Annotated in this window: 19 protein-coding genes and 2 riboswitches; of the genes, 5 read left to right on the top strand and 14 right to left on the bottom strand. The window is 41.5% G+C overall.

Annotation, left to right across the window (positions count from 1 at the left end; all coding sequences use genetic code 11):
• Nucleotides 1-7: 7 nt before the first annotated feature.
• The 10 genes from MKY34_RS09845 to MKY34_RS09800 all read right to left on the bottom strand — a co-directional run bounded on the left by MKY34_RS09845 (nucleotide 8) and on the right by MKY34_RS09800 (nucleotide 12,553).
• A complete protein-coding gene (locus tag MKY34_RS09845; protein WP_342514988.1) occupies nucleotides 8-319 on the bottom strand; it encodes a DUF4176 domain-containing protein in 312 nt (103 codons plus the stop codon).
• Between the two features lie 39 nt (nucleotides 320-358).
• The gene (locus MKY34_RS09840) at nucleotides 359-1,882 is read right to left on the bottom strand and encodes an LXG domain-containing protein (RefSeq protein WP_342514987.1); all 1,524 of its coding nucleotides are present in this window, start codon (nucleotides 1,880-1,882) and stop codon (nucleotides 359-361) included.
• The gene (locus MKY34_RS09835; RefSeq protein ID WP_342514986.1) at nucleotides 1,879-2,181 is read right to left on the bottom strand and encodes a YwqI/YxiC family protein; all 303 of its coding nucleotides are present in this window, start codon (nucleotides 2,179-2,181) and stop codon (nucleotides 1,879-1,881) included. The genes MKY34_RS09840 and MKY34_RS09835 overlap by 4 nt, the downstream gene beginning before the upstream one ends.
• Before the next feature lie 20 nt (nucleotides 2,182-2,201).
• Nucleotides 2,202-2,570: a DUF5082 family protein gene (locus MKY34_RS09830; RefSeq protein WP_342514985.1), complete on the bottom strand. Its 369-nt coding sequence runs from the start codon at nucleotides 2,568-2,570 to the stop codon at nucleotides 2,202-2,204.
• Nucleotides 2,571-2,600: 30 nt separating this feature from the next.
• Nucleotides 2,601-3,119, bottom strand: a complete 519-nt coding sequence (locus tag MKY34_RS09825; protein ID WP_342514984.1) for a type VII secretion EssA family protein — start codon at nucleotides 3,117-3,119, stop codon at nucleotides 2,601-2,603.
• Nucleotides 3,120-3,123: 4 nt separating this feature from the next.
• Nucleotides 3,124-5,955, bottom strand: coding sequence for a type VII secretion protein EsaA (gene esaA / locus MKY34_RS09820; RefSeq protein ID WP_342514983.1), 2,832 nt, complete (start codon nucleotides 5,953-5,955; stop codon nucleotides 3,124-3,126).
• Entirely contained in the window at nucleotides 5,952-10,433 is a 4,482-nt protein-coding gene (gene essC, locus MKY34_RS09815) for a type VII secretion protein EssC (protein WP_342514982.1), read from the bottom strand. Before essC ends, esaA begins: the two co-directional genes overlap by 4 nt.
• Nucleotides 10,434-10,470: 37 nt before the next feature.
• Nucleotides 10,471-11,790, bottom strand: coding sequence for a type VII secretion protein EssB (gene essB / locus MKY34_RS09810; protein ID WP_342514981.1), 1,320 nt, complete (start codon nucleotides 11,788-11,790; stop codon nucleotides 10,471-10,473).
• A gap of 160 nt (nucleotides 11,791-11,950) precedes the next feature.
• Nucleotides 11,951-12,190 (bottom strand): EsaB/YukD family protein, encoded by a 240-nt coding sequence (locus tag MKY34_RS09805; protein WP_342514980.1) that lies wholly within the window; start codon nucleotides 12,188-12,190, stop codon nucleotides 11,951-11,953.
• A 69-nt stretch (nucleotides 12,191-12,259) separates the two neighbouring features.
• The gene (locus tag MKY34_RS09800) at nucleotides 12,260-12,553 is read right to left on the bottom strand and encodes a WXG100 family type VII secretion target (protein WP_342514979.1); all 294 of its coding nucleotides are present in this window, start codon (nucleotides 12,551-12,553) and stop codon (nucleotides 12,260-12,262) included.
• Between the two features lie 372 nt (nucleotides 12,554-12,925).
• Here MKY34_RS09800 and MKY34_RS09795 point away from each other — a divergent pair, with 372 nt between their 5' ends.
• Complete coding sequence (locus MKY34_RS09795) at nucleotides 12,926-13,438, top strand: VanZ family protein (RefSeq protein WP_342514978.1); 513 nt, start codon at nucleotides 12,926-12,928, stop codon at nucleotides 13,436-13,438.
• 138 nt (nucleotides 13,439-13,576) lie between these two features.
• Here MKY34_RS09795 and MKY34_RS09790 read toward each other — a convergent pair whose 3' ends face one another.
• Nucleotides 13,577-14,470: a hypothetical protein gene (locus tag MKY34_RS09790; protein ID WP_342514977.1), complete on the bottom strand. Its 894-nt coding sequence runs from the start codon at nucleotides 14,468-14,470 to the stop codon at nucleotides 13,577-13,579.
• 42 nt (nucleotides 14,471-14,512) lie between these two features.
• Nucleotides 14,513-14,599, bottom strand: a riboswitch (cyclic di-GMP riboswitch).
• Nucleotides 14,600-14,754: 155 nt separating this feature from the next.
• A riboswitch (cobalamin riboswitch) is annotated at nucleotides 14,755-14,903 on the top strand.
• Between the two features lie 182 nt (nucleotides 14,904-15,085).
• On the opposite strand from MKY34_RS09790, the gene metE reads away from it, so the two are divergent.
• Nucleotides 15,086-17,380, top strand: a complete 2,295-nt coding sequence (gene metE / locus MKY34_RS09785; protein WP_342514976.1) for a 5-methyltetrahydropteroyltriglutamate--homocysteine S-methyltransferase — start codon at nucleotides 15,086-15,088, stop codon at nucleotides 17,378-17,380.
• Between the two features lie 37 nt (nucleotides 17,381-17,417).
• Here the strand turns inward: metE and MKY34_RS09780 are convergent, their stop codons facing one another.
• Entirely contained in the window at nucleotides 17,418-19,865 is a 2,448-nt protein-coding gene (locus MKY34_RS09780) for an EAL domain-containing protein (RefSeq protein ID WP_342514975.1), read from the bottom strand.
• 429 nt (nucleotides 19,866-20,294) lie between these two features.
• Between MKY34_RS09780 and pssA the strand changes: the two genes are divergently transcribed.
• Genes pssA through MKY34_RS09765 form a run of 3 tightly spaced genes read left to right on the top strand, consistent with a single transcriptional unit; the run spans nucleotide 20,295 to nucleotide 22,163 of the window.
• Nucleotides 20,295-20,828 carry a CDP-diacylglycerol--serine O-phosphatidyltransferase gene (gene pssA / locus MKY34_RS09775; protein WP_342514974.1) on the top strand — a complete coding sequence of 178 codons (534 nt, stop codon included), beginning with the start codon at nucleotides 20,295-20,297 and terminating at the stop codon, nucleotides 20,826-20,828.
• Between the two features lie 28 nt (nucleotides 20,829-20,856).
• Nucleotides 20,857-21,639: a phosphatidylserine decarboxylase gene (locus MKY34_RS09770; protein ID WP_342514973.1), complete on the top strand. Its 783-nt coding sequence runs from the start codon at nucleotides 20,857-20,859 to the stop codon at nucleotides 21,637-21,639.
• A gap of 44 nt (nucleotides 21,640-21,683) precedes the next feature.
• Entirely contained in the window at nucleotides 21,684-22,163 is a 480-nt protein-coding gene (locus tag MKY34_RS09765; RefSeq protein ID WP_342514972.1) for a DedA family protein, read from the top strand.
• Between the two features lie 57 nt (nucleotides 22,164-22,220).
• Here the strand turns inward: MKY34_RS09765 and MKY34_RS09760 are convergent, their stop codons facing one another.
• Both MKY34_RS09760 and MKY34_RS09755 read right to left on the bottom strand, forming a co-directional pair.
• A complete protein-coding gene (locus MKY34_RS09760; protein ID WP_342515227.1) occupies nucleotides 22,221-23,666 on the bottom strand; it encodes a DEAD/DEAH box helicase in 1,446 nt (481 codons plus the stop codon).
• Nucleotides 23,667-23,825: 159 nt separating this feature from the next.
• Nucleotides 23,826-24,581 carry an NRDE family protein gene (locus tag MKY34_RS09755; protein WP_342514971.1) on the bottom strand — a complete coding sequence of 252 codons (756 nt, stop codon included), beginning with the start codon at nucleotides 24,579-24,581 and terminating at the stop codon, nucleotides 23,826-23,828.
• Nucleotides 24,582-24,595: the final 14 nt, after the last annotated feature.

Below are 24,595 nucleotides of genomic sequence, written 5' to 3'. Positions count from 1 at the left end.
TAAGTTATTATACACCTTTTGTTGCTAGTAGTCTGTCCAACTCTTTCCGGAAAGCTAGTTCACCTTCTGTTTCCAACCCTTTGAATACGACTTCAGCAATATCTGCGTGCTGAAAAAAAAGATTCGTATTCGTAGATATATGCCCTTGCGGATATGGACATCCAACATAATCCCACATTTTCCCGTCACCGTCTACTTGGTTTTGTTTTCTTCCATAAATCATGATGAAAGGCTCAACACCATCCATCTTTAGTACTGTGCCAATTGGCAACATGTCATTTCCTTTATCGATTGATCTTGATTGAAATTGTTTATTCATTATAAAAACTCCTTTTTCAGCATTTAAGTAGAATGCAACTTATTGTGATCCATTTTCAAAGCTTATCCCCACTTTGGCCCCAAGTAATAAACGTAAGTCTATCACTATTTCTTTACCAATCTTTGCTTCCCCCCCAACACCGACCGCGGATACACCAAATGTTAACTTCGCATCTATATCTGTGAATGGTATCCCGATTGTTGGGTTGACCTCCGCTTCCAGCACGGATGCTTTTGCACCGATGCCAATTGAGCCTTTATCAAACCCTGCATACGCTTCTGCGGTACCAATATTTGCGCCAGCACCTATTCCGGTTCCACCTACCACTTTTCCAATATAGGGAATCTCTCTATCAAGTTGTGTTTTAACTTCTGCCTCATAAATGGAGCCTTGAACTTTTGCCAATGGCAGCGGCAAATTCAAGCCTAACACAGATTCCCCGCCGATTCTTGCATTAGCTGAACCTTTTAATACATTTATAGTCCCTCCCCCATCAATAATGTCCGTATCAAGTTCCACATTTCCATGGATCAAACTGGCCTCTGAACTTCCGCCGATTTTGTTATCTCCTGTGCTATACCCATCAAAACCGGACCAATCATTTTTATACATACCTGCGCCGCCGGTAACCGTTACATATTCATTGACCTTTACAGTATCTCCACCTATGAAAAAGTCAGTGTCCGAGGTTTGTTTTGTAGAATCCTCTTTTTTCGCTTTAGTACTTATGTTAGTCATGTATTGAAGGAACCCAGTATTCAATCCGGCATTTGAAAAAGTTCGATTATTAAAAAGAGATGCATTTTCATAAGGGAACTGGTTTTGTTTTTCAAAAACGCCTCCGAGAGTTGTAGCTTTTCCCATCATAGATAGGGGCGTATCGAACATTGACTGATGAGTTAGATCTCTTTTTAAGGGGTTCAACATAGAATATACAATCCATTCTGATTTTGGAAAGTTTATTCCCGTTAGTTTATTTTCAAAAAGATCTTCTAAATCATTTAGCCAACTTTCCATTGTTCCCAAGTCACTTTCAATCGTTGAAAGTGACTGCGTCTGTTCCGCATCAAACTGATGTAAATTAGTAATAGTTTCATCACGTTTTCTTTTTCCATCATTCACGCCTTGCTGCACATCGCTATCATCCAAATGCGGAAGGCGGATAATATCGGCAACTTCATCCATGATTTGATTCGCTTCGGTTGTTAGATTATCGGTCACTTGGGATATATCTTTTAAACCTTCTTCGACGGTTCCTTCAAGAAAGCCTTGGTGAATGAAGCCACTCGCATTTGGCTCTAGTGCGTCAAGTGCAGAATTCATACGGATGAGTGTACTATCAAATTTATCCTTAAAGGTCATGAAAAAATGTAAAAATGGCAGGTGACATTCACCGTAAAATGCCCGGATTGCGTCACCGCCTTGTCCTTTCAAAGAATCTTGCAATGCGACGAGTCCTTCAACGGTGTTCTCAATCGCTTTCATCTCCCTTTCCAGGCGGCTGAGCATGGCGAGATTCCGTTGGAGTCCATCATGGAATGGATCGACATCTAACACCTTCATGGCGTCACCTTCATCGGCCCAGACACGGTACACTGCATGACAGACGATATTTTTTCATCTGATTCACGCATGAATTCAATAGAATTAGTTGTCGTTTGACAATTCGCAAGGAGCACCTTTTGATATCTCTCCAAAAGTTGCTCCAGTTGTGTCGATAACTCTGTCAATTTCGTCACAACATCCAGCGTGTTGCCTGTAATCGCTTTTTCCGCTTCTGGTTTGAGTGACTCGGCTGCCTTGTTCATGTCGGCAAGTTGAGCTTCCACATCTGCATACACAATTTTAACTTCTGTAGCCATCATTTTTCCCCCTTGTCTGATTACTGTGCTGATTTTGCTGCTTCTGCTGCCCGTGCCGCTTGTTCTGCCAGTATTCGATCAATTATTCGTTGAATCGCCTCAATCTCCAATTGGAGTGCTGCGATTTTTTTGGCAATCGCATCGTATACTTTGGCAAATTGCGCTCCTGCAATTTCTACATAAGGCATATGGATTCCGGCTTCCCGGATATTATCGAAATTAGTTGCATGATTCCCATGCCATGTCTTTAACGTAAGTTCCGGTTCAAGGCATTTATCTGTATTTTGCTGGAATTCCCCTTGTACTCCTTGCAACGAACTTTGGCAACTATTAAGTTTCACGATTTCTTGTTGTTTTTCCGCTTTTAACAAGTAATAATAAGCTGGCAATATAAACCCCTCCAATTCTTTTTAAATCGATTACTTGATAACAGTCCTTGTTCTCACGGCAGGCTCATTTACTAATTTGGGAAGAAGGAAGACGAACAAGAATAGTATACCTACTGCAATTAAGCCGACAAAAACCATCGTTCTTACATTTGTTCCAGCCAGTTGCTCATCTTGTGGTTTTCTTACGGCCTCCTCCTTCCTGCCCTTATGCTCAATGGTAAAAAGTCCAATTTCAGAAGACCTTACTGCAACTGTACCTTTCTTTCCACGTTCTGCTTCTTGAAAGAGGTAGGATGTATCTCCTCTCTCAGGAAGCTGCTTACTCCCGTCAAAGTTAATGTCGAATTGCTTGACGGGAATCGTATTTTTCATTTCGACTTTCTTGTTATCATGTAGATAATCGGTATTTTGTTTAAATTTGAGTTTATCGTACAACAACGGTTCCAAATCGTGTATCGAATCATCCGAATCAGCACTTCCACTCGTCGAACTGTATCCCCATACACTGACAAATGCTGCAAGAGTTAGACAGATCATCTTCCCCTTCATATGCTTACTCCTCCACAGCCGTTTCAATGACTTTATCTCGATTGATAAAGTATGAGATTGCTAGCATAACGATGGCTATCATTCCCGCTATGGAGGCCCCCCATCCAAAAAGGGTATCGGGTTCATATTTAATGGAAATAAACACTTTTGACAATACATCTGGAATCGCAATTTCCGGTACACCCAAAATAAGTAATGGACTAATATACAGGCACATCAAGACAATACTTGCAATCCACCCTACCGTTTGTCCAACATCCAGCGCAGTACGAATCACTGCTGCGCCTGCCAACAGCAAGAGCACGGTAAAAATTGTCCACTCAATTGCACGATCATCCCGCAAAATATACATATTCACGCTATACAGACTGATGATTAATCCGACGAGTACTGATAGGAGGCCAATCATCCCTAAACGCAGGCCAATCGATCCTTGCTTAAATGTATGGCTAAAGAAACCGATCAATAGACTACTAATAAGCAAGATGATAAAAAGAATGACCGGAGGAACTTTTTTCACTTCATCCGTCACGGCTGCCTCCCCTTTCACCTGTAAGGGCGTGACAAGATGATTGAATACATAACCATTCTCCTGTCCATCGACGTACGTATTGGCAAGAAATTCTTGGATATCTTCTTGGAACATCGACATGGCCTCAACATTTGACTGCCATTTATCGCTAAACACTGTGGATGTGGCTTTTAGATTATTTGCTTTTCCATGTAAGTCGCTTGCGTAATTGACAATTCCATCTTGCCTTTCGGACAAGGATTTCACGAGACTACTCAACGACACAAGCTGCGTGCCCACATTTTGTTGCCCCGCCATCACTTCGCCTTCACCAACAGTCGAAACCGGTTCTCCCGATGGAATCATATTTGAGGGTGTTTGAATCTGTGCAAGTAAGACATTCGCTTGCTCGTCAATCGAATGTAAATCAGCGAGCAAGGCTGTGTGTTGCTCTTGAACAGTTTCTTCATACCCCGACATGATAGCCGCAAAAGTGGAGCCCAAGTCACTCATCCCCATTTGTGTTTCTGGAATTCCACCTTCTACCGATTTCCAACCTTCAAGTTCATCCTCACTGATGCTAACAACGTTTTCCAATAGCGTTGTTAATATTTCATCTTTCAAAATTTCATCTCGATGAGCACCTTGTCCACGTTCATCGAGCGTGAATCCAAATTGTTGAAGCGTTGCATAATAAGCGAGTAATGCCTCCGTTTCACTACTGGCAATGCCTTGGCTGAAGAGTTCTTCCAACTCTTTTTTCTTATCTGCTGTTAATGCTTCATGCTGAAGTAGGGCAGACTCTTTCTCTTTTATCTCCACTAGTAACCTTGCTGTATCCGCCGAATGGTTTTTCAAAATCTGCTGAACTGATTTGTACTCTCCATGCAATGAAGCATAATTTCCGTATAGACTCCCATAGTTCGTCGATGCTGTCGAATAGTCATCTGCGTCAGCTTTTGCCGTTCCACTCCATAGTCCCGACTTGCTGGACATCGAATCTGTCACAGCTCCTAGTTCAACTTCAAGTTGTGTAAGTTCTGCAACGAATTCAGAATCTGGTTCAGTTTCTTCCACTTTCGCTTTTAGGGCAGCGAGCGCAGATAAAATCCCGTTCACTTTCTCTTGTTCTTCTGCTAACCCTATTGGTGTCGCTTCAGATTTTTCCTTCGCCTTGCGTTCCATTTCTTCTTTCAACGCTTTAATCGTTTCCTGATTAGGCAATCCATCGCCTGCTTCTGGTTGTGCAGAACCGTCTTTCCCGTCCGCAATTCCCTTTTTCAGGTTCTTTAAAATAGAATCATTGTAACGATCGATGGCCGTGCCTTGTACAGTAAGTAGATCCTTTAATTGTCGATCGACCTGCTGTTGACGTAGTGCTGAAAGATTATTAAATTTTTCTTTATTGCCATCAATGGTTTCGTTCACTTTTTGAATTTCGCTGTTCAATTTTTCGTTGTTTTTTTCAAGCGCAATGACCGAGTCATTGAATTGCTTCATTTGCGTTGCTGCGGTAGCTTGAATTTTTTCAAGACTACTATCTTGCACATGGAGAAGAATTTCCTTCTGTTTTCCTTGAAAATCCTTATAATGCTCAACATAAGTAACAAATCCTTCAAGCTGCTGTCCAAACGAATCCACATTTTCAATCCGTGCATCATGTGCGCCGTTCACATCTCCGATCGTGGAGCGAAGTTCTTCCACCAGCTCTTTTTGCTTCTTCATCTCTTCTGCCATGGTTTCCGACCCCGGCTTATAATAGGTCGACATGGCATCGAGGAATTCTGTTTCCTTCTCTAAAATATTGATGAACTCATTTTTAATATGATCCATTTCGAGTGCGACGTAACTCCAGTAAAGTGTAGAAATTTTTTGATTGACACGACTTGTAGCCGCTTCAATTTCATGTAAGACTTTTTCTTTCTTTGAACTATCTTTCTGGCGTTGTACTTCATAGGTGAATTCCGCTTTCTCAGGGTTTTCCTGATCATAAGACATGACATTTTCCGAAAAATCGGATGGGATATAGATAATCGCTTCGTATTGATTGGATTTCAGTCCATTGACAGCCGCACCACGCCCCATCACTTTCCATTCATATGATGAATCCTCTGCTAAAATCGAGACAACTTCCTTCCCCATCTCGATACTTTCCTCGTCTTTGGCATCGCCAAGATCCTCATTGACAATCGCAATCATTCGCTTTTGCGGCCCCTTCATGTTAAGAAGACTTCCGCCCATAAGTTGGAAGAACAATACCGGTATCGCCAAAATCAGCAGGATACCCGCTATTATTTTAGTCATTTTTTTCTTATTGCTGTTCATTGCAAGATCTTCCTCTCACTCTTATAGAACGGAGTTTGAACTTTCATGTCTTTTCCGTTCAAAATATAATGGGCATAACCAATCGGAAGCTCTTGCTCCTTCCGTTCATATGCAACTGTATACAATGTCTGTTCCGATTTTTTCATAAAGACAAGGGCTTGACGCACTAATTTTAATTCGTTTGTAAATGCATCATATCCTTTTGTAATTTCCGCATTATTTCCGGACACTACGACATTAAACCCTAGATGGGCGTAATTTTTCATCAGCTTGGATAAGCGGTCTTGAATACCGATGTCTACGGTTTGTAAAAACCTTGTGTAACCGTCAATGAAGAAATAAGACGGTAGAACAGCTACATTCCCTGCCCCCTGTTGCACGCGCGCAACATATTCTTTTTCCGCTTGCATGAAGAACTGCTCTGCACTTGTTAACCACTCAATCATCTGCTCTTTCGTTTCTAAATAATTCACATGCGTCTCCTGTGCAAATGACGATAACCCACGATCAAATGAATCAAAGATGGCCACAAACCCTGCTTCCTGATCTGCCAGTGTATGAAGCATCCATTTCAACATATTCGTTTTCCCGCGTTGTGCTGGACCTATCAGTAAACAGTGATGATTTCTCTTGAAATTGATTGTAATTGGCTGCACTTTCTCCTCGTCCAATCCAATTGAAATGACACCTGCTTCTGATTTCCCCTCAATATATGCTCCAAAATTATCCGTAGAAAGCTCAAGCGGCAACATTGGAATCCGTAGCGGATGCTTATATGTGCGATTTTGTTCAATCAATGACTGAACGTTTGCTTTAACAGCTTCCAATACTTCAAAATCATTTTCTCCAGTTGCCGGTAAATACAATTGCGAGAAGAATGACTCCTCTTTCTTAATGATTGCTCTTCCAGGAAACGGTTCCAAGTCAAACGGTACACGTCCGACAATCGTGAACGCTTCAGAGGTATCCATCAAGTAATGAACAATCTTCACCTTCAAATTATTCATAAGCGACTGTCTCACAGACTGCACTCTCGTTGCAGCAACAAAAAGATAAATGCCAAGTGATTGACCATCACGGCCAAATTGGTTTAGCTGCATTTCAAACTCTTCCATCTCTTCCTTCACAATGTCATAATTGTCGACAACGATGTAAATGAGTGGATATGGATGATCTGATAACTGGTTATACATATTAATATTACTTACTTCCGCCTGTTGGAATGCGATTTTTCTTCGTGCAATTTCTTCTTTGATTAATTTCACTAATTTCTCTCGTTTCAATTCCTCATCCAATGTGAAATAATCTGCTGTGTGAGGAAGCTGCCTAAGCGGTAATAGTGAGCCGTTTCCATAATCCAAAATGTATAGATTTGCTTCTTCTGATGTCAAATTTCTGCAGATCCCAAGTAGTATTGTGAGAAGTGTATAAGATTTTCCATATCCAGAAGATCCAAAGACACCAATATTCCCATCATCCATGACATTGTAGGCAATAGGGGTTTGGCTCTGTTTTTCAGGCTCATCAATTAAACCAATCGGTAATGTTGAATGATTCAACGATGCGATTTCTGTATGTTCGATTCGCATCGGAAGTGGTGGTAACCACGGGCTCGCTAACTTTTGAATGGCCATAGCGCTTTGGGTTTGGGCAATTCTATCGGTGACCGCTTCAATTTCTGTTAGCCCACCTTTTCGCTTCCCTGAATTGGTTTTGATACCCGACAGCGGATACAGACCAAGGTCTGTAACGATAGATACTTCGTCTTCCCCTTCCAACGTTTCTTCCATATAAGGGGCTCCACTCCAAGCCGATTGAAACAATTCATATACTTCGTTGTTGCCAACTTGTAAATACCCTCGTCCTGTCACTGTGATTGAGGCGGCATCACTATTTTTCAAAATTTCCTTACTGTCCGACGCATCTTGTACTTTCAATGCCACACGGAAACGAGCATTACTCCAAATTTGCTGGTCAATGATTCCACCAGGCTTCTGCGTAGCCAGAATAAGATGGACACCAAGACTCCGTCCAATTCGCGCAGTACTGACAAGTTCTCGGATAAATTCTGGCTCCTCACTTTTCAACTCTGCAAATTCATCCGAAATGAGAAACAGATGTGGCAAAGGTTCCTCCGCTTGCCCCTCTTTCACCAAATTCGTATAATCATCAATATGTGTAACAACATGCTGATCAAAGAGTCTTTGGCGCCGCTTCAATTCACTATTAATAGAGGCAAGCGCACGCATGCTGAAGTTCTTACTTCCCTCGATATTTGTAATCGTTCCTAATAGATGCGGAATGTTCCTAAATGGTTGCGCCATTCCTCCACCTTTATAGTCAATTAGAAGAAACGCAACTTCATGCGGATGAAAATTCACCGCAAGCGATAAAATATAGCTTTGGAGAAATTCACTTTTCCCTGAACCAGTTGTCCCGGCAAGCAATCCATGCGGTCCATGCGCTTTCTCATGCAAGTTTAGTTCTACAAGATCTTCCTTTCCTTTGAAACCCACCGGCACTGCGAGCGATTTAGCTGATTCATTCGTCAACCAATTTTGTTCAATTGGCAACTGATTGACTTCTTTCACACCGAACATTTCAAGGAAACCAACGGAATTCGGGATTGAATTTTTTATACCGACTTGGTGGTTTAACGTTTTTAGCATTCTAGAAAAGCGTTCATTCGTCGAGGGATTATATTCATCCAGCTTAAATGGTATCTGTACGGCTTTTTTGGCATCGATGATGATGTCACCTTCTCGTTCATTCACATAACGGACCAGCGTATGTACATTCTCTGTAATCCGTTCTTGCGCAGATGCGGCGAAAATCACAGAGATCCCCAGCTCTACGTGATTCTTCCCTTCCAAGTACTCTAAAATGACATGTTCCGCTAGTAAGGTATAATCAGAAACGATGAAGATGAGATGGGGAGAGAAATGCACTTTCCCCTTATTTTCATCGATATCCCGTTCTCGAATCATTTCATAGAGTGAAGATAATAACTGGTCCCTCGTCTGTTCATTGTGGATTAATCCTTTTGCATGCATATGGGGCAGCGTAAAATGAGGGAGCCACTTCATCCATTCATTAGCCTGATAATCACTATTTTTAAAAATATGGATAAATCGTGTGTCGTGATAACTATGAAAAAAAGCAAGCTGTCCAACTAACTGCTGAAGCTCTCGCCTGATGATGGATTCTTTTCCGACAAGCCCTAGAATCCCTTTAGAAAGTCCAGCCGTAATCGGTGCTGAAGGGATTTCCTTATAGACCGCTTCCATGCGTTGAGTTTGTTCCAATAAATCATCAACTTCTCTATTCGCCAAATCCCCTGAAGACAAAGTAAGCTTATAACTGGAAGGAACACTTCCTGTCCCAAGTCTGAATTCAAGAAAATCATGGCTTTCCAACGCACGTTCCCAAATTCTACCGGACAAATAATTGGTCATTTGCTTCATCTGTTCAAACGAAGGAAAATGATAGGCGAGGACATCCTTCTGCTTTTTGGAAAGTGTATAAAGCTCTTCCCGCATATTTTGCAGATAAGCTGTGTAGACGCGTCTCCTTTTTTCCTCATTCATTTTCCGCCTTTTCTTGTCCTTGAAAAATTGGACAGTTGAAGTGACGATTGTCAAAAGAAACATCGAAATCGACATGATGATAAAAATTCCACGTGGTATGAGTAGTGCAACGAGTCCCATGACAACAAGCATAACAAGGGGCGGGGCCAAAATTAGCCATAATCCACGGCTCGTGTCTTCACTTTCCTGCGATGGGAACGTGAGCGTCACTTTATCCTCCGGTATATCATAAATCATCCTTGGTGTTCGCCTATAAGAGGGATACATTTTCGCCATTTCGGACCTTGGCACTTCAACGATTGGAAGGTTGGATTGAAATTCGCAAATAGCGGACACTTCAAGGATATCCTCTTCAACCAACTGAATTTCCATGAAGCCCCATTGGATGACATCTCCAACTTCAATGAATAGATCTCCTGATCGCTTCTCACCATTCACATACAGCAGACAGTCGGAGGTCATGTCAATTTGCCATCTTTCAGCCGTCTTCAATAGGGAAAAGATGCCTACTTCACTCTCCGGAAAAACATTATCAAATCGGTTGATGGTAGCAGATGTATCATTCGTTCCAAACCTGATTTCATTTTCATAATGAAGATAAAAAGTCTTTTTTCGACGTAGGCTAGGCGTTATATGCAGGTTCAAAACCCTTCCTTTTCGTGGAACAGAAACGGGTGTCTCCTTCGTCAGACGGCCAAGCGCTACATCTCCGTCATGAACAATAAAACCATCTTTTCCTTCATCGATTGTTATCGGACCGCGCGGAAACGGAAATGTTTGCATAGTAATATCATGTGCAATTTCAGCTCCGATTGTTAGTTGTTTGAATTCGTATTCGTTACATGCAATACGCTGATAATAGCGATCGTAAAATAGCCAAAGTTGTAACACTGTATACACCTTCTTCTATAATTTCATCATTGGCATTCTAGTTAGTGTCAGAAGCAGGTTGTTCCTCTACTAGTCCGGTTTCCGGTGCGTCTTCCTGTGGATTTTCTAAAATCTCTTTGGGGTCCGGCTCCTTTTCAGCCTCCCGTTCTTCTGCTTCTTTCCGTTCTTTTTCCAATTCAATTTCATTCTTCCGTTCCTGTTCTTGCTCCATCAGCTTTTCGTACTCTTCGACTTCATTATCGATTTCTTTGAGAAGCTGCTGTTTCTCCTCACCAGTCAGATCATTTTCGGCCAGGATCTCTTCCCGCCTTTTTAATAGACCATATGTGATGAGTTCGCCGTCTTCCATTGCTCGTGCCAAGTCAATTGCCTTTTCAGCCTCACCACGACCAATATAAATCCAATACTTCAAATATTCCTCATCTGTTTGGAGTGTGATATTATTCAACACGTTCCTTTTCTGTTCCTCTTCCAATCTTTCATTGACTACAAATGAGTGAGCAAGTTCAAATAACACAACATATGGCATGTCTTTCACGCTTTGCGGACTTAGTACAGTGACAACTTCGCTGTACTTTTTTGCTAAAAAGCTTTGATGACTATCTAAATAAGCCTCATTTTTGGGCTTCTCGTAAACAAAATAATAGATAACAAATAAAAATGCTGGAATCAATAATGTCCCAAGGCCAATTGACAAAAATTTAGACGTCTTCCACTTTTTACGCGGCAATCTTATAGTACTTTTTTCTTTTTCCTCTACTTGCTCGATTTGTTCTTTTATATACGCAACTAATGATTCGCTATCAGGCATCGACATAATCGAAGCATCAACTGTTTTCAAATCAAGAGCCTCGTGATATTTTACATACTCTTCAAACGTTCTAGTTCCATCCACTACTGCTGCAACGACCGCTTTTGTCTCAAGCCAGACACGCTCTTCATTTTTTTCAAAGGGGGGTAAGCTATCCATTACGCCATAATGAATAAAAAAAGGGGTCATCCCTGTGTTATAGACGATGTTTTCTGGACAGATGACAACACTTAAACGAGAATAGGCGTGGGTCCTTACTTTCTCGACAAGCTGGTAAGCAAAAATCCATCTTGTCTTTTCATCTTCAGATTTTAGCGCTTCAAAGCGCTTAAACGACTCCGGAATTTCAGCCTGTATAGTTAACTCATCATCTGTCATGACAAGTTCTTTCCGTATTTCGGAATCCGCCTCTTTCAAAAACTCGATTTCCGCACTGCTTTTCAAACCAATACGCTCTCTTTGAAAAACGAAAGTGACCTTTTTCTCTACTTCATTCATTTCTGCATCCAACAAACCTTCTAAATAAGTGGTTTTCTTTTTGGACATCACGGATTCCTCCTTTCAAAATCTGTGGCATGTGCCAGATGAAGGCTTTGAGCTCCATCCCGATTGGCTAATACTTCTCTTTTTTCCCCCGCAATTATAAAAGTGCGTGACTTCTGAAGCTTATGCTTTGCCTTCAGTACAAAAAATTTGCCAAATGAATTTAAAGTATCTCAATCCGGTCCCCCGTTGTAACCCCACAATGTGCCAACGTTAAATGCCCTGGAAATAATTTGTTTTTATTTACAACACGCACCCAATGCCCTTCACGTTGTTTTTCTGAAATGGACTTGGCCTGCCAAGCAATATCAATAAGTTTTTTCATCGTATGGTAATCCGATAGTCTAAGGTCAAATGCGTCCTTATCATAATTCGTAAGATCAACCGTAATTTCTATATACATTTTTTCACCTCATTATGTAAAAGAAGGAGCGCCTTCTGCTTGCGAGAAAGACGCCCCCAACTGCTTTTATTAGCCTCGGATTTGACTTGCAATTTGCTGGTCCGCATCTTGCAATGCTTCTCCTGCACGATTCAACTGGAGGCCAACTTCACTTAATAACTCACGCATTTCATTGAAATGTGGCTTAAGACGCTCATATTGCTCCGCAAATGCAGCACTTGACGCCCCTTCCCACGATGATTGTAGTTCGCCAATCATTTGGTCGAGACGACCAATCTGCAATCCAACCTCACCTGACTCATGATTATAGCGGTTCGCCATTGCGGCCAGTTCTGCAGGTGTTACGCGAATAATTCCTGACATTCCTAACATCTCCCTCTTATAGGTTTTAGTACATATATATGAATACCACCCCAATTTACAATTGTCAAAGGTATCCAATTCCAACGGCTAGAGAACTAGTAAAAATGCACTCAGTCCAATAGACCCAGCCTAAGTTCCCAGATGAAAAGGGATCTTCTACAGGCAATATTCACTCTTATTTTCATAAATAAAATAATACTCTCAATTACAGAATGGTGATAAACACTAGAAAAGTATCAGGATTTCATTATTTTCACATCTTTCGATTCATTTCTGAAAAATTAAAAATCTCGATTTAAAGCTATTTGAAACTAAGATAGTTTAACAACGATAAAAAGATATCACAGTCGTCTCATTTCGATGTCTGTATAGATGACAGCAACCAAGTTTTTATGCTACTGTTTGCATATGAAAAAAATCATTTTACTTTTAATCCTGCTTGCTGTGTTATTTGTGTCATCAGGGCAGACATATGAGCAACAATCTATCGTACCGGATCTTGAACATTGGTTGCCAGGGAAGCCGCTGGAATCCGTACTGTCGAAACTAGAAATCCCTTATTGGGGCATCACCGTTTCTGTTGAAGAGCGAGGTTATTACTACTTTGTAGAGTTTTTGCTTAGAAAAAGCGCGCATTTCTTCATGTTCGGCTTGATCGCATTGGCGGTTTACTTTGTATTGCCGAAGCATGGCTTTCGTACATGGACGGCTGCTATCATCACCTTCCTCATTGCGATGGCTGATGAGTACCACCAATCATTAACAGGAGGACGCACACCATCATTTCAAGATGTCATGCTTGATACGGCTGGGGCCATAACAGCATTGATTGTATTGCGCTTCCCCCTACTCGTTACACGCAGGCAAACGAAAAAAATCCGCTAAGGAACTCCCTTTAGCGGATTTTTTGAATTTAACATTATGGCTACTCAAGAAGCACATGGTGAACAATATAATCAGCCATTCACCAAAACACCAAAAAGCGGTAACTTAACGAATACGTTAGGCTACCGCTTTTTTTCATTATTTCTTTAACTCCATCCAACCATTGATAGAGTGTATTGAAAAGCCATTAAAACTTGTTTTCCCCTGAAAAGATTGTTCAACAAGTGCCAATTGTTGCTCCATCAGCTGCGCCGATTCCTCATAAAACGTTAAGTATGCACCTTCAGAGGTAGCGTTTGTTTCAACAGCAATGGAAACTAATTTGCCTACAGATTCCGCATACTCCATCTCAGAACGAGACAATTCAATAATCCCATTGGAACCGATTGCCTGATTACGATAAGCCATAATTGCTACAGCATCCGTATTGTCAATCATCCATTCAGACAGGACACCATTCCCAAATTGGTTATGATAAAATTGTTCATCGAACCAGAAAGGAATGTCTGCCGCTAAAGGCAACTTCATTTTATCTGCTCTTTTCTTCGACTCAACCATTAGTTTTTGGAAATTCAATACAGTTTGCTTATAATTCGATGTCCATTCCTTCAATGTATACGGCTCCACATCCAAGTGAATCCCTGTAAATTTTGCATTTGCTGGTGCATTTTTTTGGTAACGCTCGACCCAGTCAAAAAACTTTTTTGCTTGTGATTGACCTGTCGTTTTTGCCCAACTTGACGCACCATCGAGTGCATGTACTTCAATATTTAACCGATTTGCTTTTTGGATAAATGCATAATAAACATGATTCTTAATTGAAGGATTCACTTGTAAATAAACAATATTCGCTTGGTGATCAGCGAGAAACTGAAGTTGCTCGTCTGCTTGATTGATAATATCCTGTGTATTCCAAAGCCAAGTAGCTCTCGGGACTTCTTTCACAGCGGCATTTGCCCCCTCTAGATTCACCGAAAATGCGACGGACAACGCAAGAAGCAACATAAAGCTGCTCTTAAAGATATTCTTCAATTCTATTCTCCTTTTTGAAATAGCCAAGACTCCAAAAAGGAGAATGGCAACCTGGCAACCATATAACGTGAGTTGGTTAGGCCCATAGCTTTGCGCCCTTGCCTTTCGACAAGTTTGCCTTTTTCATTATTCTTTCACTACTAATATACTAAGAAAAATTAACATGTTCAACCATTTCTCTTCGAATCATGATAGATGAATCTCCAAATATCCTAAATCATTCTTATACTCTAGTTGACAGACTATTTTTCATCTGTTAGCGTTGAAGACATCGATAATTGAATAGTAAAGCAATGGAATTAGGTGGTCTGATGAAAGATATATTCATTAGATCTTAATAGCGAAGCCGGTGAAACGATAATCCGGCGCGGTCCCGCCACTGTAACAGCAAATTTGCTGAAGCCAGATAGCTGCCTACTTCTATAACGCTCTACCCTACGGTCGATAGGGAGTGTTAGAATGCAAACGCAAATGATTTGTATGCCTTTAGGCACGCAAAATCCGTTTCAACGGAATCAACTACGTAAACATTTCTAACCCTCGTTAGAAGTGTTTTTTTATTACCTAAAAATAATAAACACTTCTTCATTTCACAAAAAGAGGAGACGAAACAATATGTCAATTATCAGCAGTACGATCGGCTACCCGTATATCGGGGGCAACAGAGAATGGAAAAAAGCGCTCGAAGCATTTTGGGCTGGAAAATTAGAAGAGGATGTATTTCTAGCTGACATCGAAAAACTTCGCTTGGAACGACTCCAAAAACAACAGGATGCAGGCATTGACTTCATTCCTGTTGGAGATTTCACGTTATACGACCGGATGCTCGATACAGCGGTGATGTTCGGAATGGTGCCTGAGCGCTTCGGCTGGCAAGGTGGAGAGGTATCACTTAGAACGTATTTCTCGATTGCACGTGGGAATGATGACGCCGTTGCATCTGAAATGACGAAATGGTTCAATACAAACTATCATTATATCGTGCCTGAATACAGGCAGAGAAAACTAACATTAACAGAAAACAAACCACTTACAGCCTATCTCGAAGCAAAAGAAAAGTTAGGCATTGATGGTAAACCTGTCTTAATCGGTCCTTATACATTTTTAAAACAATCAAAAGGCTTTGAGAAAAAAGATATTCCAGGATTCATTTTGCAGCTCATTCCCCTGTACAGCCGAATTCTGAACGAGTTATCGGAAGCGGGTGCTACATGGATTCAACTAGAGGAGCCAATCCTTTCAACCTCTTTGACAAAAGAAGACCTACAAACCGTCAAAGAGATTTACAAGCAGTTAACAGAAGCAGCCCCGAATATTAAAATTATGTTACAAACCTACTTCGATTCACTGGAATCATACGAAGAAGTTATCGCACTACCTGTCGCTGGAATCGGTCTCGACTTTGCACAAGGAGCTGAGAAAAACCTTGCGCACTTACAAACTCATGGGTTCCCGGCTGATAAAGTACTGGCTGTTGGCCTAATTGATGGACGTAATATTTGGCGTGCAGATTTACAGAATAAAGCAGCTCTGCTCGGTACATTGACACAGCTTGTGCCAGCGAATCGTATTTGGGTACAACCTTCAAGCAGTCTACAGCACGTTCCGGTTACTGTACAATCAGAAGTAAAACTTGTCGCAACGATCAAAGCATCGCTTGCTTTTGCAGATGAAAAACTTGCGGAAGTCACAACGCTTGTGAAAGGCGTACGCGAAGGGAATCAAGCTATCGCTGATGCAGTAGTAGCAAGTGTAACTGCACGTCAAAAGCTCGCGGAACTACCCGCAAGAAATCATCCTGATTTACTGCAAGCCGTTCAAAGTATCAGAGAACAAGATAGCACACGAAACGCACCATTCAAAGAACGTCGTGACAAGCAACAAGAAACATTCAACTTGCCACTGTTACCCACAACGACAATTGGTAGTTTCCCACAAACACCAGAAGTACGACGCGCACGAACAAAATGGCGCAAAGGCGAATCGACAGATGCACAATATCGTGAATTCGTCCGCAATGAAATCAAGCAATGGGTTGATATTCAAGAGGATATTGGGCTGGATGTCTTCGTTCATGGCGAATTCGAGCGAAATGACATGGTTGAATATTTCGGCGAAAAATTGGGTGGCTTTGTTTTCACTGAAAAAGCTTGGGTCGTTTCTTACGGTTCACGCTGTGTCAAGCCGCCTATCATTTACGGCGATGTGACCTTTATCGACCCAATGACTGTAGATGAGTCGGTCTATGCTCAATCCTTAACGGATAAACCGATGAAAGGGATGCTGACAGGTCCTGTGACCATCTTGAACTGGTCATTTGTACGTGATGATATTTCACGTAAAGATGTTACCTATCAGATTGCACTTGCCCTGCGTAAAGAAATCGAAGCATTGGAAGCGTCCGGCATCCACATTATCCAAGTGGATGAACCCGCTCTTCGTGAAGGCTTGCCACTAAAAAAATCAGAGTGGGATGAGTACCTCGAATGGGCCATCAATGCATTCAGACTGTCAACGGCTTCCGTGCAAGATACAACGCAAATTCATACGCACATGTGCTACTGCGAATTCAATGACTTTATCGATTCCATTAGTAGACTCGATGCAGATGTTATTTCCATTGAAACATCCCGAAGCCACGGTGATCTCGTTTCTGCCTTCAATGACTTCTCGTACGATAAAGGAATCGGTCTCGGCGTCTATGACATCCATAGCCCGCGTGTACCTGAAGTGCAAGAAATGGTCGATATCATCGAGCAAGGTCTTGGTGTACTTGAGCCAAGTCAATTTTGGATCAACCCAGACTGTGGCCTAAAAACAAGAAAGTACGAAGAAACGATTGCATCCTTGAAAAACATGGTTGTTGCTACAAATAAAATGCGTGAACGTTACGCTGTTTTACAGAAATAATCAAGCATAGACGACATAAAAATCCAACTCTCCATTTTCACAACGGAGAGCTGGATTTTATTGTCTCACTGGCACTTTTACCGTCAAGTAATTGCAATACCTGAAGACTCATATAATCAGCTAGAAACCTTTCCAACTCCTGAGCCGGGACTGGACGACAGACTAGATAGCCTTGTATCTCATGGCAATGAAGTTGCTGAAGAAATGCGAGTTGTTGCTCCTCTTCTATCCCTTCCGCAATAACATTCAAATTCAAACTTTGTGCAATCGAAATAATTGCCTTCACAATCGCTGTATTCTCAGGATCATCAGGAATATTGTGCATAAAGGATCGATCTATTTTCAGGTAATCCAGTGGCATTTTCTTCAAACTGCTCAGCGAATTATACCCTGTCCCAAAATCATCTACACTAAGCTGCACGCCTAATGTTTTCAACTCCTGCAATACTCGAATAGAGTACTCTGCATTCATCATCATACTTTCCGTAATTTCCAGATTTAACAATCCAGGCGCTAATTCCTCGCGCTGCAATGTTTCTGAAACCACTTTTACAATATCTGCTTTTTGGAACTGCACGGCGGACAGATTGACAGACATTTGCAATGATAGACCTTGTTCTTGCCACTTTTTACATTGAGCAACCGCCGTTCGTAAAACCCACTCACCAATCGGGACGATCAATCCCAGCTCTTCAGCTTGCGGAATAAACTCATCAGGTGGGATGAATCCCTTTTCAGGATGAATCCAGCGTACTAACGCCTCTACCCCTATAATTTGTCCGCTCCCCATATGAAGTCTCGGTTGATAGTGTAAAATCAATTCATCGCGCTCCAACGCCATTCGAAGCTCATTCCCCAGCTGATGCTTTTTCAACATTTTCATCTCATGTCCAGCCTTGAAAAATGAATAGCCATTCCGCCCCTGTTCTTTCGCTTCATACATTGCAGTATCTGCATTCTTCACAAGAACTTCCTGATCCTCTCCATCTGCTGGATACATCGAGATTCCAATACTCGTCGAGATAAAGACTTCCTGTTCTCCAAGATCAAACGGTTCGTTTAACGCATATATAATGTTTTCAACGACTGTTTCTGCTAACTGGTCATTTGTATCCTGCAAAATAAGTGTAAACTCATCGCCACCATTTCGCGCAACAATATCCGGTGCTTCTACGCATTTACGTAGTCTTTCCGCCACACTTTTTAATAATATATCGCCAAAAGCATGTCCCATAGAATCATTGATAAGCTTAAAATGATCCAAATCTAAAAATATTACAGCAAGCTTTGTCTCATGCACTTCTGCTTCTATTAACGACACATTCAGATGTTCACTAAAAAAACGGCGATTGGGCAAACCCGTCAGAGAATCTCTGTAAGCCATTTTCCAGATTGTTTCTTCCGATTGCTTAAGCTGTGTTATATCGCGCATATATACCGTAAACAGGGGTAATCCTTCTTTTTTAATTTTCGTCACAGTCAATTCGACTGGGAATGTCTCCCCATTACAGCGAATACCAGTCATTTCTACACGTTGATTGTACTGTATTTTTTCTGTTTCTACGTTATTCTCAGCTAACCGCCCCAACAGTTTTTGCTCCATATGCTGACCAATTAGCTCTTCTCGCGCATGGCCAAATGTTGTTGTCACCGCAGGATTACATTCGATGATATTGCCCTTATTGTTAATAATAATTAAACAATCTAATACGGACTCAAGAATAGCATCTTTAAAGGTAATTTCTTCATCTAATCTTCGATCCAATACAAACGAAATCACCAACACAATTCCAAGTATAACAATTGTACTAATCGTCACAGCTGTAACGACTGCATCCATATCAAGAGATGTCTTATCGATTTCTGCAATTTGATGGTCTGGTATGAACCTTGCTCCAAACATCCCTGTATAGTGCATACCTGCAATGGCAATGGCCATCACCATTCCACTAACGATTTTTGCTTTGTTGCCTATTCCTTGTTGACTTTCACGGAATCGAAACGTCAGCATAAGTGCAATAATCGAAGCACCGATTGCTATACAAATTGAAACAACGAAGTAAACGGGCTGATAAGTAATATGTATGCCTTCCATTGCAGCCATTCCAATATAATGCATGCCGCTTATTCCGATCCCCATAATGGTCCCACCGACAACTAATTTCGCGATATTCATGTTTGTTTTGCAACTAAAGTACAGGCCGCACATAGATGCTGCAATCGCAACAATAATCGAAACGAACACCAGAACTAAATCATAGTAAATTGGTACAGGCAATTCAAAGGCAATCATCGCAATAAAATGCATTGCCCAAATCCCAATTCCCATTGCGAACGAACCACTTAGCAACCATAGCTTCCTTTGCCAACCAGTTGAAAAATGAACCCTCCTCGCCGTATCAAGAGCTGTGAGTGAAGCCATAAAAGCAATCGCAAATGACAGTACAACCAATGATATATCATGAGTTCCATGCATATGTTGCATAGATCTTCAACCTCTCTTTCCATACGTCTCCTATAATAAAATGCGCAATTTAAGTTCAATTGCATCCCATTACAAGCACAAAGGCCCATCCGCATTTCAATCATTTTTCAAAAATAATTGGTTCTATTACTCTATCATATAACTAGTACATTTGTCTGACTATTGTATCTAATCAGCTAAGTTATTTGTCTACAAAAGTGATTAAATTAGGATTTTGACCCATAACTATTCTAATATGTCTCTTATCCTATGTACACATGGATTTTTCTTTATTCAACGAGGGGGGGTTAAAAAGAACTGGGCTATTTCAGTATTTATCGCAAATCAGCACTTACTGCACTAAAATGTGGTATTATTATTTCTTTAGTAGTTGAAGATAGGGCTATGAATCATTCACGAATTCATATACATGTTGTGAGGAGGGATTTCATGTTTTTATCAGGTTATTTTGATGCAACAAAAATTAAGGCTCAGTTGGCCAATGCCATTACATTACTAAATCTTAGTTTTGGCGTCCTTGCTATTATTTTGATTATGAATGGCTTACATCATATGAGTTTGGTTTTCATTTTTCTTGCAGCTGTACTAGACCGTTTCGATGGTATGGTGGCGAGACACTACCATGCGGAATCACTTTTTGGTAAAGAGCTCGATTCGTTATGTGATCTTGTATCGTTTGGCTTAGCTCCAGCATTGTTAATTTACGAAACAGCTATGTATACAACACCTTGGGCAGGTATTCTTGTTACTGTTTTTTACGTATTAGCAGGCGCAGTCCGTCTTGCTCGCTACAATGTTACAGAATTTGACGGTGTGTTTTGCGGTGTTCCAATTACAGCAGCGGGAGTTGCGATGACACTAAGCTTTTTCCTTGTTCCCTATATGCAACCATTATTTTTCATTGTATCAACACTCAGCTTAGCGCTATTAATGGTTAGCACCATTCGCTTTACAAAGAGGTAACTAGATTGAATAGACGGAGATGGAACATATGAAAAGAACATTGTTTAAATATTTTGTAGAGCTAACGGGCAACCCCGTTTCTTCTTCACTTTTAAAGTCGTTTACCACTTCACGATTAAGCCAACCACTCGTACGACCATTTTCTACTGTCTATCACATCAATGAAGAGGAAATGGAGTACCCACTTCACCATTACAAAAGCTTACAAGCCTTTTTCACACGACAGTTACAAGAGGGACGCCGTCAAATAGATGATTCTCCGAACACGATGATTTCTCCCGTCGATGGTGTTCTGAGTGGGATGGGGCAAATTGATGCTTCTCAGACGTTCCTTATCAAAGACCACCAGTACCGGCTGGACGAAATCATGGGCACTGACAAACAAGCTTCGCCTTATAAAGATGGCTTCTACTTTATCTTCTATCTTTCTCCTAGTCATTATCACCATTTCCATTATCCAATGACAGGTGAATTGATCTCTCGCTATGCACTTGGCGGTGTATCCTACCCAGTGAATAATTTAGGATTGCGACTTGGACAGAGCCCATTTTCCACCAATCATCGATTAATTTCCGAGGTACAAACGCCTTACGGTAAAATGGCGATTGTAAAAGTAGGCGCGTTAAACGTGAATAGTATCCAGATCCTTAACGCATCAAAAGAATGTGTAAAAGGAAATGCATTCGGTCATTTCAGCTTCGGTTCCACCGTCATTCTTTTCGTTGAAAATCATCCAGACTTCACACCGACAGTTCACTTGAATACAGAGGTAAAAGTAGGCCAACCGGTTGGAGAATGGATACAGCAATAGGCGATAATATCGCCAAAAATTTCTCAAACGAGTGGTGAATCTACATGCAACAATTCCAAGATTTTATCATCGATTATGGGTACTTCGCTGTCTATTTCTTTTTAGCAATCGGGATTTTCGGTCTTCCCATCCCCGATGAAATTGTTGTCACTTTTGTGGGCTATTTTGCATCCATTGGGTTACTGAGTTATTTCTTTTCAATGATTATCGTCGCACTCGGTGTCCTGTCTGGCACGTTATTTACCTATACCATTGGTCGAAAAATTGGGAAACCTCTTTTGCGGCGATACGGAAAGTGGGTAAGCCTGACACCACAACGATTACATCTTGTCGAAAGATGGTTTAATCGCTACGGATTATGGACCGTCACACTCGGTTATTTCATTCCCGGCATGCGGCATCTCGTCTGCTACTTTTCTGGAATGAGTGGCATGAATATACGTAAGTATTTACTCTTTGCCAGCATCGGTACTTGTATCTCCAGTGTGCTTTTTATTACACTTGGCTATTTTATTGGTATCTAATGGCATTGAAAAAGGCTAATCCTATGTTGAGGATTAGCCTTTTTCAATGTATATACCTTATTTATTCGCCTTATGCACTTTCAATTGCTTCCCCTTAACCGTCTTCGTTTTCATTTCACTCAATACGAGCTTCCCTTTGCCATTGAGGATATCGATATACGTCACCGTGTCCTGGATTTTAATGATACCGATATCTTCAGCAGTGATACCAGGAATACTTGTAATCGTGCCGACGAAATCAAAGGCACGTAGCTTTTTCTTTTTCCCACCGTTGAAATAGAGCTTCATAATATCCTTGTTCACTTGTTCGTTTTTGTTCCTTTTCAGTTTAGGCCGTGTTTCCAGCTTGGCAATGAATGCATCCTTCGCTGCATCCACAGATTGCTTCGATGGCGCATTGCGCTGCGGAATGGCAAAGCCAATATACGCTTCGATATCTGCTAAAAACTTCTCTTCATGCGGAGTAACAAATGTAATCGCCTTTCCTCTTTTGCCAGCACGCCCTGTTCGCCCTACTCTATGGACATAGCTTTCCGTTTCCAATGGGATATCGTAGTTAATGACGTGCGTAATACTGTCAATGTCAATTCCCCGCGCTGCAACATCCGTTGCCACCAAATAACGGAATTCACCACGTTTAAATGCATCCATCACTTCAAAGCGATCTTCCTGCATCATTCCACCATGTAGTCCATCACATGTATAAAACAGTTGCTCAAGCTGCTCCGTGACCGTATCAACCTGATCTTTCGTACGACAGAAAATAATACAGCTATCCGGATTTTCAACGACCGTCACGTCGCGCAACAAGTCAAACTTCTGCTGCTCCCTCACAACGATAAGCGAATGGTCAATTTGGTCCGTCAATGTAACGGTTGACGCAATCTCAATACGCTTTGGCTCCTTCATATAACGACTGCTTAACTGTGCAATTTTTTCTGGTAATGTCGCAGAAAATAACATCGTCGTCCGATTTTTCGGTAAGCGATTAATGATGGATTCCACTTGGTCAATAAAGCCCATATTCAGCATTTCATCTGCTTCATCCAACACGAAAAAATCAATGCGGTCCAGCACAAGTGTCCCACGCTCAATATGATCCAAGACACGCCCGGGCGTACCGACAACAACGTGACATTTTTGCTTCAGTTCTTCTTTTTGATAAGCAAATGGATGCTTCCCATAAACAGCCGCTGCACGAATCCGCTTAAAACGACCAATGTTCGTTATATCTTCCTTAACCTGATCTGCAAGCTCACGCGTCGGCGTTAAAATCAGCGCCTGTGGCTTATTCTCATCCCAATTCACCATCTCACAAATCGGAATGCCGAACGCCGCCGTCTTCCCGCTTCCCGTCTGCGATTTCACAACCAAATCATGCCTTGCCATCGCTGCTGGCATGACCTTCTCCTGCACTTCTGTAGGTGATGTATACCCAAGCCCGTCGAGCGCCCGTGTAATCTCACTGCTTAAGCGAAAATCTTGAAATGTCATTTTTATCAGCCTCTCATTCTTCCTCTATTATCTCACGAACAGCTGGATTTCGTCAGTAAAGAGAGTATTATGATAGTTTTTGAAATGGCGGGATGCATTCGGTTTAGGTTCGCTCGGTTCAGCATCGACTTTGCGCGGTTCATTCACGATTAAAAATTCAAGAATCCCCTATATCTCAAAGCGATTTTCACTCGCTAGTTCCCCATTCAAATATGTACGTTCCACAAAAGTGATCCGTTGATCATGACCAAGCAAAACGACTGTGGAAGAGCGCGTTCCGTAATCAGGTGTTTTAATAAAAAGCGGTGACAATTGGCGCTCAAGTTCCAATCCCACACCTGTATCCGGCAATTGCCCATCCGCTGCTATCTCCGTGTCTTGTAGTATGTCAAAAAGCAAAGCTGGTTCAATCACATCATGTTGCAGTACATAATCTCGAAGCCTTGACTGACCTTTCGTCACTTTTGGCCAAGGCGTATTCAACAAATGATTACTCAAACTATGCGTCCCTGTCGGAATTTCTACTATCTCTGCCTGTTTATTTGAATAATAAAATAAGGTATTCGCATCGCCCATAATGACATTGAAGCCCGCATACGCATCCTTATTTTTATTCAACGTTTCTAGAAATATAGCTGGTGAAACAATATCCGTTAAAAAATCCTTCACAATATCACCACGCGACTGCTTGTCCACATCGAATTCCGCCGGGTCACGGTAGTTAGTCAATGCTGCAAAACGACCGGACTTCGTAACCCCTAGCCATGTCCCCAAATGAAGCAAGTCACGACCTGCTAATAGATTCGGATAATCCTCCCAATAATTAGCCGCCGCAGTCGGACGTGCATAGGATTCATCCCGATTTGCTGCAACAATCAATTTATAGTTCGGATGCTCCCCATAATGAAAATTAATCAAACACATAATCCCACTCCCCC

Source organism: Sporosarcina sp. FSL K6-1522 (assembly GCF_038622445.1).
Lineage (GTDB): Bacteria > Bacillota > Bacilli > Bacillales_A > Planococcaceae > Sporosarcina.
Note: the sequence above shows the minus strand (reverse complement) of the source record. Positions and strands in the feature narration are given on the sequence as shown.

What these genes read in the sequence shown, in the direction of transcription:
- MKY34_RS09845 (WP_342514988.1), bottom strand. Translation starts at nt 319, where the DNA reads ATGAATAAACAATTTCAATCAAGATCAATCGATAAAGGAAATGACATG.
- MKY34_RS09840 (WP_342514987.1), bottom strand. Translation starts at nt 1,882, where the DNA reads ATGAAGGTGTTAGATGTCGATCCATTCCATGATGGACTCCAACGGAAT.
- MKY34_RS09835 (WP_342514986.1), bottom strand. Translation starts at nt 2,181, where the DNA reads ATGGCTACAGAAGTTAAAATTGTGTATGCAGATGTGGAAGCTCAACTT.
- MKY34_RS09825 (WP_342514984.1), bottom strand. Translation starts at nt 3,119, where the DNA reads ATGAAGGGGAAGATGATCTGTCTAACTCTTGCAGCATTTGTCAGTGTA.
- esaA (WP_342514983.1), bottom strand. Translation starts at nt 5,955, where the DNA reads ATGAACAGCAATAAGAAAAAAATGACTAAAATAATAGCGGGTATCCTG.
- essB (WP_342514981.1), bottom strand. Translation starts at nt 11,790, where the DNA reads ATGTCCAAAAAGAAAACCACTTATTTAGAAGGTTTGTTGGATGCAGAA.
- MKY34_RS09805 (WP_342514980.1), bottom strand. Translation starts at nt 12,190, where the DNA reads ATGTATATAGAAATTACGGTTGATCTTACGAATTATGATAAGGACGCA.
- MKY34_RS09800 (WP_342514979.1), bottom strand. Translation starts at nt 12,553, where the DNA reads ATGTCAGGAATTATTCGCGTAACACCTGCAGAACTGGCCGCAATGGCG.
- MKY34_RS09795 (WP_342514978.1), top strand. Translation starts at nt 12,926, where the DNA reads ATGACAGCAACCAAGTTTTTATGCTACTGTTTGCATATGAAAAAAATC.
- metE (WP_342514976.1), top strand. Translation starts at nt 15,086, where the DNA reads ATGTCAATTATCAGCAGTACGATCGGCTACCCGTATATCGGGGGCAAC.
- MKY34_RS09780 (WP_342514975.1), bottom strand. Translation starts at nt 19,865, where the DNA reads ATGCAACATATGCATGGAACTCATGATATATCATTGGTTGTACTGTCA.
- pssA (WP_342514974.1), top strand. Translation starts at nt 20,295, where the DNA reads ATGTTTTTATCAGGTTATTTTGATGCAACAAAAATTAAGGCTCAGTTG.
- MKY34_RS09770 (WP_342514973.1), top strand. Translation starts at nt 20,857, where the DNA reads ATGAAAAGAACATTGTTTAAATATTTTGTAGAGCTAACGGGCAACCCC.
- MKY34_RS09765 (WP_342514972.1), top strand. Translation starts at nt 21,684, where the DNA reads ATGCAACAATTCCAAGATTTTATCATCGATTATGGGTACTTCGCTGTC.
- MKY34_RS09755 (WP_342514971.1), bottom strand. Translation starts at nt 24,581, where the DNA reads ATGTGTTTGATTAATTTTCATTATGGGGAGCATCCGAACTATAAATTG.